Source organism: Micromonospora sp. WMMD735 (assembly GCF_049178995.1).
Classification (GTDB): domain Bacteria; phylum Actinomycetota; class Actinomycetes; order Mycobacteriales; family Micromonosporaceae; genus Micromonospora; species Micromonospora wenchangensis.
Window position 1 is genome coordinate 4,272,147 of the sequence record NZ_JBMHMJ010000002.1, and the last position, 14,702, is coordinate 4,286,848.

A 14,702-nucleotide genomic window follows, 5' to 3' on the forward strand; every position below is an offset into this window, starting at 1 on the left:
GGCCACGGCGTGCGCGACCACCACCCGGCGTTTGCCGGCGCTACCGTGACGGGCGGGGAGAACGACGCACCGGGAAGGACCGACCGATGACCGCCGCGTTGCAGAACGACCATCCGCCGGAGGGCGGCTGGACGACCGACGATCTGGACGCGCTGCCCGAGGACGGCCGCCGCCGCGAACTTCTCGATGGAGTGCTGATCGTGCCCGCCTCCCCCACCCGTGTCCACCAGACCATCGCGATGCGACTTGGCGTCGCGCTCGAAGAGGAGTGTCCCGACGACTACGACGTGACCCAGGCCGTGGAGGTGCGGATCAACCGGACCCGCTCCTTCATCCCCGACGTGCTGGTGACCACGTCCACCGCCGCGGCCCGCGAGCCGTCCCGCTACGAGCCGCACGAGGTGGTGCTGGCCGTCGAGATCGTCTCCCCCAGCACCCGCTCCATCGACCGGGTGCTCAAACCGACCCTCTACGCGCAGGCCGGCATCCCGTTCTACTGGCGGATCGAGGTGGAGGACGACGGCCTGGTCGTGCACACCTACAAGATCGACGCGGTGAACGAGGTCTACCTGGAGACCGGGCGGTGGACGAAGTTCGTCGACACCGGTGAGCCGTTCCCGGTGAACCTGTCGATCGCCCGGATCACGCCCCGGCGTCGGTGAGCGGCGGCAGCATCTCCACCCCCAACTGTTGCAACAGTTGGAACAGCTCGTTGACGCTCCACACGTCGACGATCCGCCCGGCGGCGTCGAAGCGCAGGAACGTCGCCCCGGAGTAGCTGACCACCTGCCCGGTCGGCGGCACCGGGCCGAACTGTCCCGCCTGGGTGCCGGCGGCCCGCCAGCGCAGCGCCACCCGGTCCCCGGTCGCCACCACGTCCACCAGCTTGTAGCGCAGGTCGGGAAAGGCGGCCCGGCGGTCCCGGTGCCAGGCCAGCACCGCCGCCGGGCCGGCGCCGCCCAGCCCCGGGCACTCCTCGGCGACCAGTTCGTCGGCCGACTCCTCGCGGCCGGCGTTCCACACGTCGGCCACGAAGCGCCGGGCCGCCGCCTCCACGTCGATCATGCGGGCAGCCTAGGCCCGCCGGGTCGGGGCCGGCCGGTCGAGGTGGGGTGTCGACCCCGGGCGTTACCGTGCCGCCGGCAGCCGGACCCGCCATGATGGGAGCCGAAGCGGACGAAAGGCGACACGATGGCGGAGAGCAACGGCACGACGGCGACCCAGAGCGGCGGCAAGTACGTCGAGCCGGGCGGTGAGTTCACCCGCGACCAGCGCTACATCGCCACCCGGATCACCGTCGACGGGCGGGACGGCTACCCGGTCGAGCCCGGCCGCTACCGCCTGGTCGTCAGCCGGGCCTGCCCGTGGGCCAACCGCATGATCATCGTACGGCGGCTGCTCGGGCTGGAGGAGGCACTGCCGATGGCGGTGGCCGGGCCCACCCACGACGCCCGGAGCTGGACGTTCGACCTGGACCCGGACGGGCGCGACCCGGTGCTCGGCATCGAACGGCTGGCCGAGGCGTTCTTCGCCCGCTACCCCGACTACGACCGGGGGATCACCGTCCCGGCGATCGTGGACGTGCCGACCGGGCAGGTGGTCACCAACGACTACGCGCAGATGACCCTGGACCTGTCCACCCAGTGGACGGCGTACCACCGCGAGGGCGCCCCGCAGCTCTACCCGGAGGCGCTGCGCGCCGAGATCGACGAGGTGAACGCGGTGGTGTTCGCCGACGTCAACAACGGGGTGTACCGGTGCGGCTTCGCCGGTTCGCAGGAGGCGTACGAGAAGGCGTACCGGCGGCTGTTCGACCGGCTGGACTGGCTCAGCGACCGGCTCGCCAACCAGCGTTACCTGGTCGGTGACACCGTCACGGAGGCCGACGTGCGGCTGTTCACCACGCTGGTGCGCTTCGACCCGGTCTACCACGGCCACTTCAAGTGCAACCGGCAGAAGCTGAGCGAGATGCCGGTGCTGTGGGCGTACGCGCGGGACCTGTTCGCCACCCCCGGGTTCGGCGACACCATCGACTTCGACCACATCAAGCGGCACTACTACGAGGTGCACCGGGACATCAACCCGACCGGGGTGGTGCCGCTCGGCCCGGACCTGGTCAACTGGCTCAGCCCGCACGGGCGGGAGGCGCTCGGCGGCCGACCGTTCGGCGACGGCACGCCCCCGCCGCCCCCGCCGCCGGCCGAGCAGGTGCCGGCGGAGCACACCCCGATCGGCTGAACCACCACCGACCACGCGCCCCCGCCCGGACCACCGGGCGGGGGCGCGCTGCTGTCGTCCCACCCGCACGCACGCCGCTGCGGCCGGGCGGTCACCGGCCCACCGCCGTTGCTGCCGGTCGCCGCACCACAGTCGAATCCGGACACTGAGAGCTGTCGCACATTCACCTTCGGTGCCCAAGAGTTAACACGATGGTCAATATGACCTGTTCGACTAGGGGATGTCCGTCGCCGCGATTCCCGTCGACGGGCTACCAGTCCACTACGGACTCCCCTCTTGAGGAGGATCTAGCCTTGCGCAAGCTGGGTAGCAGGACCGCACGTCTGGGCGTACTCGCCGGTGTTCTCGCCGGCGCGCTCGCCACCACCACCAACGCCGCCGTCGCGGCACCGGCCACCCCCGGCCCCGGACGGGCCGCGCCCGCGCCGCTGCTGGCCGGCAGCGCGCAGGCCGCGCCGGACCGGTACATCGTCGTCCTCTCCGACAAGCCGGTCAGCGGCGAGCGCACCGCCCGCCTCGCCCGCACCGACCAGTCGGCCGCCGTCGCCGAACGGGCCGGCGGTACCGTGCTGAACCGCTACACCCAGGTCCTCGACGGGTACGCCGCCGTGCTGCCGCCGGCCGCCCTCGCCGCCGTCCGCAACGACCCGGCCGTCCAGTACGTCGAGCGGGACACCCGGATCGAGGGCGGGTTGACCAGCACCACCCCGGACCGGACCGGACCGACGACGGCCCGCGCCGAGCGGGCCCAGGCCGGCGGCGTGTCCATCCAGGCCGTGCAGAGCAACCCGCCGTCGTGGGGGCTGGACCGCATCGACCAGCGGAACCTGCCGTTGAGCAACAGCTTCGGCTACACCTCGACCGGTTCCGGGGTGACCGCGTACATCGTCGACTCCGGCATCCGGGCCACCCACGTCGACTTCGGCACCCGGGCCGCCGGGGTCTACGACGCGGTCGGTGACGGCAACGGCACCAACGACTGCCACGGCCACGGCACGCACGTCGCCGGCACCATCGGCGGCACCACCTACGGGGTCGCCAAGTCGGTGACGCTGCGGGCGGTCCGGGTGCTCCAGTGCGACAACTCCGGGTGGAGCACCGACCTGATCGAGGGCGTCGACTGGCTGGCCACCAACCACGCGGCCGTCTCGGTGGCGAACTTCAGCCTCCAGGGCTACGGCACCTCCGCGAACACCTCGATCGAGAACCTGATCGACCACGGCGTGTACCCGGTGTTCATCGCCAACAACTTCAACACCGACGCCTGCACCAACGGCCCCCGGTCCAGCCGGGGCATCACCGTCGCCGCGACCGACATCAACGACAACCGGGCCTCGTTCTCCAGCTACGGGACCTGCGTCGACATCTTCGCCCCGGGGGTGGACATCACCTCCGCCGGCATCGCCTCGAACACCGCCGTCGCCAGCGGCTGGTCCGGCACCTCGATGGCGGCCCCGCACGTCACCGGCTGGCTGGCCCGCTACCGGCAGACCAACCCGTCGGCGACCCTCGCCACCGCCAAGAGCGCGCTGATCACCGCCGCCACCACCGGCAAGGTCGTCAACCCGGGGGTCGGCTCCCCGAACCGCCTGCTCTACGCCGCGCCGTGAGCACACCGGAGGGGCCCCGGACAGTGTCCCGGGGCCCCTCCGGGCCGGCGCTCAGTTCAGGGTGAGGCGTACGGCGGTGGTGAGGACCAGCTGGGCCAGTGCGGCCGGCACCAGGACCAGCCAGCACAGCCGCTGGAGCTGGTCCTCCCGCAGCCGGGGGAACGACACCCGCAGCCAGATGATCACGAACGAGACGGCGAAGACCTTCAGCAGGGTCCACAGCCAGCCGAGCTGTGCGTCGGCGAACGGGCCCTGCCAGCCGCCGAGGAACAGCACGGTGGTCAGCGCGGCGATCACCACGATCCCGACGTACTCGGCGAGCAGGAAGAACGCGAACCGCAACCCGGTGTACTCGGTCATGTAGCCGAACACCAGTTCCGAGTCGGCCACCGGCATGTCGAACGGGGGCCGTCGGATCTCGGCCAGCCCCGCCACGAAGAACACGATCATGGCGGGGGCCTGCCAGAGCAGCCACCACGGCTGCCACGCCTCGACGATCCCGCCGAGACTCAGTGTCCCGGCCGCCACCGCCACCGAGGCGGCGGCCAGCACCAACGGCAGCTCGTAGCCGAGTAGCTGGGCCGCCCCGCGCAGCCCGCCGAGCAGGCTGTACTTGTTGGCCGAGGCCCACGCCGACATCAGCACCGCCACCACGCCGACGCCGACCACCGCCAGGACGAAGAACAGCCCGATGTCCAGCGGCTGCCCGACCAGGTCGTCCGGGCCGAGCGGGATCACCAGCAGCACCAGCAGGTAGGGCACCAGGGCCACCACCGGCGCCAGCCGGAACACCGCCCGGTCCGCCTCGCGGGGGGTGATGTCCTCCTTCTGGACGAACTTGATCCCGTCGGCGACGAGCTGCGCCCAGCCGTGGAAGCCACCGGCGTACATCGGACCGAGCCGGCCCTGCATGTGCGCCATCACCTTGTGCTCGGCCTGACCGACGATCAGCGGCAGGGTCAGGAACGCCAGCAGCACCCCGCCGATCCGGATCACCAGCTCCAACCAGGTCGGCATCAGGCCATACCCCCCTGGTCGCCACCCTGGTCACCGCGCGCCGGGCCGTCGCCGGCCGCCGGGGGGTCGCCGGCCGCGCCGGAGCGGGCGGTACGCGGCGGACGGGCCCCCGCGGCCGGCCGGGCCGGCCGCTCCCGGGGCGCGCGGGCCGGAGCGCCCTCACCCACCGTCACCGGGCCGGCCGGGGCCGGCACCACACCCCACTCCCCCGGGGCGGGCACCCCGGGCGGGCGGACCGCCCGACGACCGCCACCGGCCTCGGACTCGCCCGGTTCCTTCGCCCCCGGCCACGGTTTGGCCACCCGGGAGGCGAGCACGAACTCCTTGCGCAGCGGATGCCCCTCGAACTCGGGCGGCAGCAGCAGCGGGGCCAGGTCCCGGTGGCCGGTGAAGTCGACCCCGAACATCTCGTGGGTCTCCCGCTCGTGCCAGGCCGCGCCCGGGAACACGTCGACCACCGACGCCACCGTCGGCGACTGTCTCGGCACCCGGGTCCGCAGCAGCACGCCGTGCCGGTGCCGGGTCGACCACAGGTGGACCACCACGTCGAAGCCGGCGGCCAGCTCGTCGACGGCGGAGAGCCAGTCGAAGAAGTCGCAGGCCAGCTCGGCGTCGTCGCGCACCGCGCGGAGCGTGTCCGCCCAGGCCACCGGGGGTACGTCGACGGTGGCCCGCGCGTGGGCCTGCCCGCCGGACACCGACGCGGTCGCCTCGACCGGCGTGAGCAGCGCGACCACCCGCCGACCGACCTCTTCCGGAGTCATGCGGTTGATCCTATGGCCGCCGCCCCGACGCCGGGCCCGCCCGCCCGGTCGTACGCGCCCGGCGGACACCTGGATGAGGTGAACGGACGACCCCCCCGCCGCGTCGCACGACAGTTCCGGCGGCGTCGTCCGGCGGGCCCGGCGGCGTCGTCCGGCGGGTCCGGCCGCGTCGTCCGGCGGGTCCGGCGGCGTATCCGGCGGGCCCTGTCCGGCAGGGCGGGGTGGGCATCTGGCACTTTGGCCGGCGGGGCGGGGCCGGGCGGGGAAAGATGGGGCCGTGCGCGCTGTGACGGTGACTCCCGGGGTCCGCGACTCGCTGCGGCTGGTGCAGGACTGGCCGGAGCCGCCGGCCGAGGAGGGGGCCATCCTGGTCGAGGCGGTCGCCGTCGGCATCTGCGGCACCGATCAGGAGATCATCGCCGGGGACTACGGGGAGGCCCCACCCGGCCAGCGGGAACTGGTGCTCGGCCACGAGTCCCTCGGCCGGGTGCTGGAGGACCCGTCCGGCACCCTGCAACCCGGCGACCTGGTGGCCGGCATCGTCCGCCACCCCGACCCGGTGCCCTGCCCGAACTGCGCCGTCGACGAGTGGGACATGTGCCGCAACGGGCGGTACACCGAGCACGGGATCAAGGGGCTGACCGGCTTCGCCCGGGAACGGTGGCGGGTGCAGCCGAAGTTCGCCGTCGGGTTGGACCCCGTCCTCGCCCCGGTCGGCATGCTGCTGGAACCGGCGAGCGTGGTGGCGAAGGCGTGGGACCACATCGCGCAGATCGGCACCCGGGCGGAGTGGAAGCCACAGACCGTGCTGGTCACCGGGGCCGGGCCGATCGGGCTGCTGGCGGCCCTGCTGGCCGTCCAGCGTGGCCTGTCGGTGCACGTGCTGGACCGCAACACCACAGGTCCCAAGCCGGACCTGGTCCGGGCGCTCGGGGCGACGTACCACACGGTGCCGGTCGACGAGCTGGACTTCGAGCCGGACGTGGTGGTCGAGTGCACCGGCGCGCCGACCGTGGTGCTGGAGACCATGTGCAAGGTCGGCCCGGCCGGGATCGTCTGCCTGACCGGGGTGTCCAGCGGCGGGCGGTCCATCGACTTCGACGCCGGGGCGCTCAACCGGGCGTTGGTGCTGGAGAACAACGTGGTGTTCGGCTCGGTCAACGCCAACCGGCGGCACTGGGACCTGGCCGCCCGGGCGCTCGCCCGGGCCGACCAGTCGTGGCTGAACGCGCTGATCACCCGCCGGGTGCCGGTGTCGGCGTACGCACAGGCGTACGCCCACGCCGACGACGACATCAAGGTGGTGCTGGAGTTCGGGGCGTGACGCCCGACGGGCCGGCTCAGATGCCGGGCAGCCGGCCGTTGCGGAACAGGTCCACGAAGAGCTGGTGGTCGGTGCGGGCCCGGACGCCGTACGCGTGGGCGAACTCGACCAGGTGCCCGACGAAGCCGTCGGTGTCGTCGCCGATCGCGGCGACGATCGCCTCCTCGGTGGAGTAGTCGACCAGGTCGTGGCTGGACTCGTCGTCGGCGACCGAGTGCATCCGGGCCACCGCCCGACCCAGGTCGGCGAGCACCCCGGCCAGCTCTTCCGGCTCGTTGACGTCCGACCAGTCCAGGTCGGCGGCGTACGGGGAGACCTCGGCGACGAGCTGACCCGCCCCGTCCAGCTCGGTGAAGCCCAGCCACGGGTCGGCGTGCGCCTGCAACGCCCGCTGCGACTCGGCCGTGCGGTGCCCCTGGTGCCGGAAGTAGCCCCGGACCCGCTCGTCGTCGATGTGCCGGGCCACCGCCGGCACCTGCGCCTGCTTCATGTAGATGACGACGTCGTTCTCCAACGCCTCGGTGTGCCCCTCCAGTAGCAGGTTGTACGACGGCAGCCCGGCCGAGCCGATGCCCACCCCCTTGCGCAGCACCACGTCCTTGATCTGGGTGGCGACCGGTCGCAGCCGGGCCGTCGAGGGGGGCAGGGTGTCCAGGTACCCGGTGAACGCCGCGCAGACCTTCTTGCGGGTCTCCGCGTCGATCTCGAACACCCCGTCGCCGAGGGAGAACCGCCGCTCGTAGTTGTCGACGGTGGTCTGCGCGGCCAGCAGGTCGACCCGGGTGTTCAGCCGGGCCTCCTGGAGCACCCGGCGCAGCACCCCGTCGGCGTTGTCCAGGGTGATCGAGCCGATCGCGTCGTCCCCACCGGCGGCGATGGCCCGCAGCTCGGTCAGGTACGACCGGGCGAAGCCGGTGACCAGCTCGCCGATCGCCCGGTCGGACAGAGCCTTGGCGTAGCCGATCAGGGCCACGCTGGCGGCGAGCCGCTTGAGGTCCCAGGAGAACGGCCCGACGTACGCCTCGTCGAAGTCGTTGACGTTGAACACCAGGTGCCCGGAGGCGTTCATGTAGGTACCGAAGTTCTCGGCGTGCAGGTCGCCGTGGATCCACACCCGGCTGGTCTGCTCGTCGAGGAACGCGTCGTCGGCGAACTCACCGCGCTGGTCGGCGTAGAACAGCGAGGCGCTGCCCCGGTAGAAGGCGAACGGGGAGGCGGCCATCTTGCGGAACTTCCGGCGGAACGCCGCCGGGTCGAGCGCCATCGACGCGCCGAACTCCTCGGTCAACACGTCGACGATGAAAGCGGACCGTCGGTCCACGGAGTCGGTCATGCCCCGCACGCTAACCCCCACCCGCCACCTCTCCGCCGGGGCCGCCCACCCCCGGTTCGCAGCGTGGCAGGCGAGCACGGCCGGACGGTCCCGCACGCCCGGCAGCGCCAGGTGGGTCGGCTCGGCGCAGGTTCCGGCACCTTCACGCCGGCAAGGGACCTACCCATCGGGAGGGGACGGGTCAGGAGTCCCCTGGCGGGGTCCAGACCGTGACGTGGGCGGTCACCTGGAAGGAGTCGTCCGGATAGCGGATGACCTTGAACATGGCGACGTGGTCCTTGTTGGTGGTCAGGCAACCGATTCTGCCGACCGGGATGTGAACCCGCTCCGCGCCGTGCGTGGAGACGCGCTCGGCGCACTGCTGCCGCGAGGGCGTGCCCGGCCCCGGCCACAGGGCGAGCTGTCCCCATTCGGCGTGCAACCCGTCATCCGCGCTCGCCGAATCCCGACTGAGGTCCGCGTCGCTCGACCAGTACCTCTGCACCGTCGCAGGCACGGTGTCGAGATCGACGCCCTGGGTGGCGAACCGCACCTCGCCGCTCCACCGGACCCCGCCGTCGGGTGGGGCGGCCGTGGTGGGGCCCGGCTCGGTCGACGGAACCGCCGTAGGGCTCGGGATGGCCGTGGGACTCGGCCAGGCCGGTGAAGTCGGCACCGGCGGGGCGTCGGCAGGGCTACTCGCTCCGGCACTCGGCCTGGCATCCGGTGGCGCGTTCCTGTCGTCGCCCCTGGTCCCCACGTAGATCGCCACTACAGCCCCGAGCAGGGCTGTCACCAGGCCGATGAGTGCGCTCAGCACGGCTCCCCGGCCGCTGCCGTCCAGCCTCTCATTGTAGTGGCGGCTCAGGCGTCGCCGCAGGGTCGGCCGCTCGTCGGGACTCTGGTTCCTCGGCACGTCTTCTGGCACTACCACCGCGGTTCCCTCCTCGCCTCGGGCCGCTGGCGTGCCGCCCGGAACATCGAGCTTCACCATGGTTGATTATGCCGGAGCAGGGCACGCGCAAACCGGGCCCGGACACGGTGTCCTGCCGACGCCCGCAGCCGTCACGCGCGTTCGATCAGGGCGTCGCGGCGGGACTCGACCGGGCGGTGCCTCAGTCGGGGCGGTGTACCGGTGGGGCGGTCAGCGACTCCACCGAACGGGAGGACGTGTCGCCGGCCGGTGGTGCACCGGCGTCGACCGGGGAGGCCAGGGGGTCGGAGCGGTCCACGCCGCCGATGCCTGACTGTTCGGCGGCGATCTTCTCCTGGAGGCGGAGGATGCCGTGCAGGAGCGCCTCCGGCCGGGGCGGGCAGCCGGGCACGTAGACGTCGACCGGGATGAGCTGGTCGACGCCCTTGGTCACCGAGTACGAGTCCCAGTACGGGCCACCGCAGTTGGCGCAGGACCCGAAGGAGATGACGTACTTCGGCTCGGGCATCTGGTCGTACAGCCGCTTGATCGCCGGGGCCATCTTGTCGGTCACCGTGCCGGAGACCACCATCAGGTCGGCCTGCCGGGGGCCGTGGGCGAACGGGATGACACCGAGCCGGATGAAGTCGTGCCGGCCCATGCTGGTGGCGATGAACTCGATCGCGCAGCAGGCCAGGCCGAAGTTGAACACCCAGAGCGAGTAGCGGCGACCCCAGTTGAGGACGAACCGGATCGGCTCGCCGAGCACTCCCGGCAACTGCACGACCGCCTCCCGTCCCCGCCGACCCGCTGTCCGCCCAGGGACAGTCAACCACAACCGCCCCGCATGGCCCCCGAACCGGCCGGGCCCGTCCCGCGTCCCGCCAGGCCCGTCCCGCATCGGCACGGCACGACCCCGGACCGGCGGCGCGACCCCGGACCGGCGGGGCCGACCCAGCGCGACCTCCCGGCGACGCCGTCACGCCTCCGCGACCACCGGCCGCGACGGACGGGACGCGGGGGTCACCAGGTGGGGCGTTGCAGCAGGCCGACGAACTCCACCAGCAGCCGTTCCCGCAGCGCGGCGGGGGCGGCGTCGAGCAGGGTGTTCACCACCGCCATCCGGTCCGGTGGCCCGGCGCCGAGCCCGAGGCCGGCGGCGAGTCCACCGATCAGCTCGGGGGTGAGCGCCTCCGGGGTCAACGACCCGGCCAGGGCGAGCAGGTCGGCCGGTAGCTCGACCGGCCCGGCCCGGCGGGCGGCGGCCACCGCGGCGGCCAGGTCCGGGCCGAACTCGGCCACCCGGGGGGCCACCGAGGCGGTCACCGTGAGGTGCACGCTGGCGGGCAGGTCCGCGTACCGGAGCTGGGGTTGGGTGTGCCAGCCCCGGGCGGTCAGCTCGTCGACCAGGACGAACAGGTCGAACGCCGGGTCGGTGCCGGTGAAGCAGACCACTGTGGACTCCGGTTCGGCCATCAGCCGCAACCCGTCGACCCCGCGTACGGCGGCGGCCAGGGCGTCGACCGCGTCCCGGGTGGTGGCGGCCAACCGCAGGTAGCCGTCGTCGCCGAGGTGCCGCAGGGTGGCGTACGCGGCGGCGATCGGGCCACCCGAGCGGGTCGAGGCGAGCACCGGGTTGACCATGGTGTAACCGGGCCAGTCGGCGTACGCGAAGTACTGCGGGGAGCGCAGCGTCGCATCCCGGTGCAGCAGCACCGACACCCCCTTCGGGGCGTACGCGTACTTGTGCAGGTCGACGGAGATCGAGGTGACCCCGTCGACGGTGAAGTCGAACGGTGGCACCGGCACGCCGAGGCGACGCAGGTAGGGCAGGGTCCAGCCGCCGAAGCAGGCGTCCACGTGGCAGCGCACCCCGGCCGCCGCCGCGACCTGCGCGATCCCGGCCACCGGGTCGACCACCCCGTGCGCGTACGACGGGGCGGAGCAGGCGACCAGCACCGTCTCCGGGCCGATCGCGGCGGCCATGTCCGCCACCGACGGGCGCAGCGTGACGGGGTCGACTCCCACCGTGTCGAGGCCGACCCGCAGCAGGTGGGCGGCCTTGGCGAAGGCGGCGTGCCCGCTGGCCGGCACCACGATCCGGGGTGCGGTCAGCTCCGGGCGGGCGTCCCGGGCGGCCTTGACGGCCAGGATCAGCGACTCGGTCCCGCCGCTGGTGACGCTGCCGACCACGTCCGGCGCGGCGCTGCCCGGCCCACCGCCGAGCAGCCCGCCGGCCGCCCCGACGAGCCAGTTCTCCATCGCCAGCAGGGACGGGAAGGCGGTCGGGTCGAGCCCGTTGACGTGGGCGCTCTCCGCGTGGGCCGCCGCCCCCAACGCGTCGAGCCCACCGACGCCGGGGTCGTACACGTAGGCGAACAGCCGCCCCCCGTGCACCGGACGGTCCCCCACCCGCAGCTGCCGAATCTCATCCAGCACCCGCTCGGCAGGCACCCCGTTCTTGTCGATCATGGATTTGTGGTGGCCTTTCCGTGGGTTTCTGCGGCTTTCGTCCCCGCCGCAACTCCATGATCGACGAGGGGGGTGGGGGCGGGGGCGGGGGCGGGGGTGGGGGCGGGGGTGGGGGTGGGGGTGGGGGGTGGGAGGTAGGGGTGGGGGCGGAGGAGGAGGGTGGCGGGGGCGACCAGGAGGGCGGGGATGAGGGTGAAGCCGAGGAGGACGCCCAGGCGGGCGGTGGGGGTCTGGGGGGCGGCGGTGCCGGTGGCCGAGGAGACGTAGCCGGAGAGGGCCAAGACCAGGCCGTAGATGCCGGGGCCGAGGGCCAGGCCGAAGGTCTCCCCGGCGGTCCACAGGCCGGTGAACACCCCCGCCTGGCGGCGGCCGGTGCGCGCCGTGGAGGCGGCCACACAGTCGGGCAGCAGGGCCAGCGCGAAGACCTGCTGACCGGCGTACCCGACGCCGAGCAGCGCGACCACCGCGTAGACGGCGACGGCGGGCAGCACCGGCGCGGCCACCAGCGCCGCCGCACCGGCGGCCAGCAGCAGCGAGGCGGCGACCAGCGCGGTCTTCTTGCCCAGGCGCGCGCCCAGCCGGGTCCACAGCGGCATCACCAGCAGCGCCGGCCCGACGAAGCAGGCGAACAGCACGGTCGGCCCGGTGGTCGGGTCACGCAGGATCTGGGCGGCGAAGTAGCTGACCCCGGCCAGGATGGTCGCCACCCCGGCGGACTGGACGACGAAGCAGAGCAGCAGCGCCCGGAACGGCCGGTCGGCGGCGACCACCGCGAGCTGGGCGCGCAGCGTCGGCTCGGTGGCGGTCACCGTGCCGGTCGCCGCCGACCGGGTGCCGAGGAACGCGCCGAGCGCGCCGAGCGCGATCAGCACGGCGACGAACACCCCCATCCAGCGGTGCCCGGCCACCCCCTCGCCGCCGGCGGTCACCACCACCGGGGCCACCGCGCCGGAGATCAGGATGGCCAGCGCCAGCACCGCGACCCGCCAGCCCATCAGCCGGGTACGCTCCGCCGCGTCGTCGGTCAGCTCGGCGGGCATCGCCACGTACGGGACCTGGAAGAAGGCGAACGCGGTGGCGGTGGCGAGGAACGCGACGGCCACGTACGCCCCGGCGGCCGGCCCGACGCCGAAGGGCGCGGCGAAGATGGCGGCGAAGAGCACCGCCAGGGCGAGCCCGGCGCCGAGCAGCCACGGCCGACGCGGCCCCCAGCGGGAGCGGGTGCGGTCGGAGATCCGCCCGGCGACCGGGTTGACCAGCACGTCCCACGCCTTGGGTAGCAGCACCAGCAGGGCGGCCAGCCCGGCGGCCACCCCGAGGGTGTCGGTCAGGTAGGGCAGCAGCAGCAACCCGGGCACGGTCCCGAACGCCCCGGTGGCCAGCGAACCGAGCGCGTAACCGGCGTGCACCCGACGCGGCAGCCCGCCCCCGCCGGCACCAGCCGGCGCGGGCCGCCCGGCAGCCGACGCAGGCAGGCCGGCGGGTGGGGAGCCGGGCCCGGCCGGTGGCGCGTCCATGCGGCCGAATGTTACTCACGTTACCGCCGGGTCACCGCCCCTCATCCGGCCACCATTTGGCGGCATCCAGATCCACCCCGGCCCCGCGCAGCGGGCAGCCCTCGGCCCGCAGCAGGGCCCGCGCCCGCACCTCGTGCCCGGGTGGCAGCCGGCCCGCCGCGTTCACCACCCGGTACCAGGGCACACCGCCACCGTGCCGGGCCATGATCGCGCCGACCAGTCGGGCCGAGGCCCGCCCGGAGCGCTCGGCCAACGCGTCGGCGATCGCCCCGTAGGACATCACCCGGCCCGGCGGAATCCGCTCGACCAGCGCGAGCACCGCCTCCACGTACTCCTCAGGCGTCACGACCGGCCAGGATATGGGAACGCGACGGGGTCCGCCGGCACCGACCGCGCAGAATGGGCGGGTGCGCGAAGCAGTCACCCAGGCCCGACGGATCGTCGTCAAGATCGGTTCGTCCTCGCTGACCACCGCGACCGGCGGCCTGGACGACGCCCGGGTCGACACCCTGGTCGACGCGCTCGGCGCACTCGCCGCCGCCGGCCGCGAGGTGGTGCTGGTCTCCTCCGGTGCGATCGCCGCCGGGCTCGCCCCGCTCGGGCTCTCCCGCCGCCCGCGCGACCTGGCCACCCAGCAGGCCGCCGCCAGCGTCGGCCAGGGCCTGCTGATCGGCAGGTACGCGGCCGGCTTCGCCAGGCACCGGCTCACCGTCGGGCAGGTCCTGCTCACCGTCGACGACGTGACCCGACGGGCGCACTACCGCAACGCGTACCGGACCCTGCGCAAGCTGCTCGACCTGCGGGCGGTGCCGATCGTCAACGAGAACGACACCGTCGCCACCGAGGAGATCCGGTTCGGCGACAACGACCGGCTGGCCGCCCTGGTCGCCGCCCTGGTCGACGCCGACCTGCTGGTGCTGCTCTCCGACGTCGACGCGCTCTGGACCGGCAACCCGGCCCGGCCCGGCAGCACCCGGATCACCGAGGTACGCGGCGAGGCCGACCTGGCCGGCGTCGACATCGGCGGGGCCGGCCGGGCCGGCGTCGGCACCGGCGGCATGGTCACCAAGGTCGAGGCGGCCCGGATCGCCACCGGCTTCGGTATCCCGGTGGTGCTGACCGCCGCCCCGCTGGCCGGCGACGCGCTGGCCGGGGAACCGGTGGGCACCTTCTTCCACCCGGCCCGGCGACGCCCGGCGGCCCGGCTGTTCTGGCTGGCGCACGCCACCGCCCCCCGGGGCCGGCTGCACCTGGACCCGGGCGCGGTGCAGGCCGTGGTGGGCCGGCGCAAGTCGCTGCTGCCGGCCGGGATCACCGCCGTGGACGGCACCTTCACCGCCGGGGACCCGGTGGACCTGGTCGACGTCGACGGGGCGTCGGTGGCCCGGGGCCTGGTCAACTACGACGCGGTGGAGCTGCCCGGCCTGCTCGGCCGCTCCACCTCCGAACTCGCCGCGGCGCTCGGCCCGGCGTACGAACGTGAGGTCGTCCACCGCGACGACCTGGTGCTGCTGTGACCTCAGGCGTCCCACGCG

General features: G+C 73.6%; 14 protein-coding genes. 5 read left to right on the forward strand and 9 right to left on the reverse strand.

Going from position 1 to position 14,702, the window contains the following annotated elements:
* Positions 1–86: 86 nt before the first annotated feature.
* The gene (locus tag ACN268_RS18300; RefSeq protein ID WP_421484231.1) at positions 87–662 is read left to right on the forward strand and encodes a Uma2 family endonuclease; all 576 of its coding nucleotides are present in this window, start codon (positions 87–89) and stop codon (positions 660–662) included.
* Here the strand turns inward: ACN268_RS18300 and ACN268_RS18305 are convergent.
* Positions 643–1,065: an ester cyclase gene (locus tag ACN268_RS18305; protein ID WP_421484233.1), complete on the reverse strand. Its 423-nt coding sequence runs from the start codon at positions 1,063–1,065 to the stop codon at positions 643–645. The two genes, ACN268_RS18300 and ACN268_RS18305, sit on opposite strands and share 20 nt — an antisense overlap.
* Before the next feature lie 126 nt (positions 1,066–1,191).
* Between ACN268_RS18305 and ACN268_RS18310 the strand changes: the two genes are divergently transcribed.
* Both ACN268_RS18310 and ACN268_RS18315 read left to right on the forward strand, forming a co-directional pair.
* Positions 1,192–2,238, forward strand: a complete 1,047-nt coding sequence (locus tag ACN268_RS18310) for a glutathione S-transferase family protein (RefSeq protein WP_421484235.1) — start codon at positions 1,192–1,194, stop codon at positions 2,236–2,238.
* Positions 2,239–2,531: 293 nt separating this feature from the next.
* A complete protein-coding gene (locus ACN268_RS18315) occupies positions 2,532–3,848 on the forward strand; it encodes a S8 family peptidase (RefSeq protein WP_421405872.1) in 1,317 nt (438 codons plus the stop codon).
* A gap of 51 nt (positions 3,849–3,899) precedes the next feature.
* Here ACN268_RS18315 and ACN268_RS18320 read toward each other — a convergent pair whose 3' ends face one another.
* Both ACN268_RS18320 and ACN268_RS18325 read right to left on the reverse strand, forming a co-directional pair.
* Positions 3,900–4,865, reverse strand: a complete 966-nt coding sequence (locus ACN268_RS18320) for a complex I subunit 1/NuoH family protein (RefSeq protein WP_420118328.1) — start codon at positions 4,863–4,865, stop codon at positions 3,900–3,902.
* Positions 4,865–5,629 carry an NADH-quinone oxidoreductase subunit C gene (locus ACN268_RS18325; RefSeq protein ID WP_421484237.1) on the reverse strand — a complete coding sequence of 255 codons (765 nt, stop codon included), beginning with the start codon at positions 5,627–5,629 and terminating at the stop codon, positions 4,865–4,867. Before ACN268_RS18325 ends, ACN268_RS18320 begins: the two co-directional genes overlap by 1 nt.
* A 277-nt stretch (positions 5,630–5,906) precedes the next feature.
* Between ACN268_RS18325 and ACN268_RS18330 the strand changes: the two genes are divergently transcribed.
* Positions 5,907–6,953 (forward strand): glucose 1-dehydrogenase, encoded by a 1,047-nt coding sequence (locus tag ACN268_RS18330; RefSeq protein ID WP_421484239.1) that lies wholly within the window; start codon positions 5,907–5,909, stop codon positions 6,951–6,953.
* Between the two features lie 16 nt (positions 6,954–6,969).
* On the opposite strand, the gene ACN268_RS18335 is transcribed toward ACN268_RS18330, so the two are convergent.
* The 6 genes from ACN268_RS18335 to ACN268_RS18360 all read right to left on the reverse strand — a co-directional run bounded on the left by ACN268_RS18335 (position 6,970) and on the right by ACN268_RS18360 (position 13,513).
* Positions 6,970–8,286, reverse strand: a complete 1,317-nt coding sequence (locus tag ACN268_RS18335; protein WP_421484241.1) for a DUF2252 domain-containing protein — start codon at positions 8,284–8,286, stop codon at positions 6,970–6,972.
* 181 nt (positions 8,287–8,467) lie between these two features.
* Positions 8,468–8,818 (reverse strand): hypothetical protein, encoded by a 351-nt coding sequence (locus ACN268_RS18340; RefSeq protein ID WP_421484243.1) that lies wholly within the window; start codon positions 8,816–8,818, stop codon positions 8,468–8,470.
* 562 nt (positions 8,819–9,380) lie between these two features.
* Positions 9,381–9,962 carry an NADH-quinone oxidoreductase subunit B gene (locus ACN268_RS18345; RefSeq protein ID WP_421484245.1) on the reverse strand — a complete coding sequence of 194 codons (582 nt, stop codon included), beginning with the start codon at positions 9,960–9,962 and terminating at the stop codon, positions 9,381–9,383.
* Positions 9,963–10,201: 239 nt separating this feature from the next.
* Positions 10,202–11,650: a pyridoxal phosphate-dependent decarboxylase family protein gene (locus tag ACN268_RS18350; protein WP_421484246.1), complete on the reverse strand. Its 1,449-nt coding sequence runs from the start codon at positions 11,648–11,650 to the stop codon at positions 10,202–10,204.
* Complete coding sequence (locus ACN268_RS18355; protein ID WP_421484248.1) at positions 11,647–13,167, reverse strand: MFS transporter; 1,521 nt, start codon at positions 13,165–13,167, stop codon at positions 11,647–11,649. The genes ACN268_RS18350 and ACN268_RS18355 overlap by 4 nt, the downstream gene beginning before the upstream one ends.
* Before the next feature lie 31 nt (positions 13,168–13,198).
* Entirely contained in the window at positions 13,199–13,513 is a 315-nt protein-coding gene (locus ACN268_RS18360) for an MGMT family protein (RefSeq protein WP_421405865.1), read from the reverse strand.
* Between the two features lie 13 nt (positions 13,514–13,526).
* On the opposite strand from ACN268_RS18360, the gene proB reads away from it, so the two are divergent.
* The gene (proB, locus tag ACN268_RS18365) at positions 13,527–14,684 is read left to right on the forward strand and encodes a glutamate 5-kinase (protein ID WP_421484250.1); all 1,158 of its coding nucleotides are present in this window, start codon (positions 13,527–13,529) and stop codon (positions 14,682–14,684) included.
* The last annotated feature ends 18 nt before the right edge of the window (positions 14,685–14,702 follow it).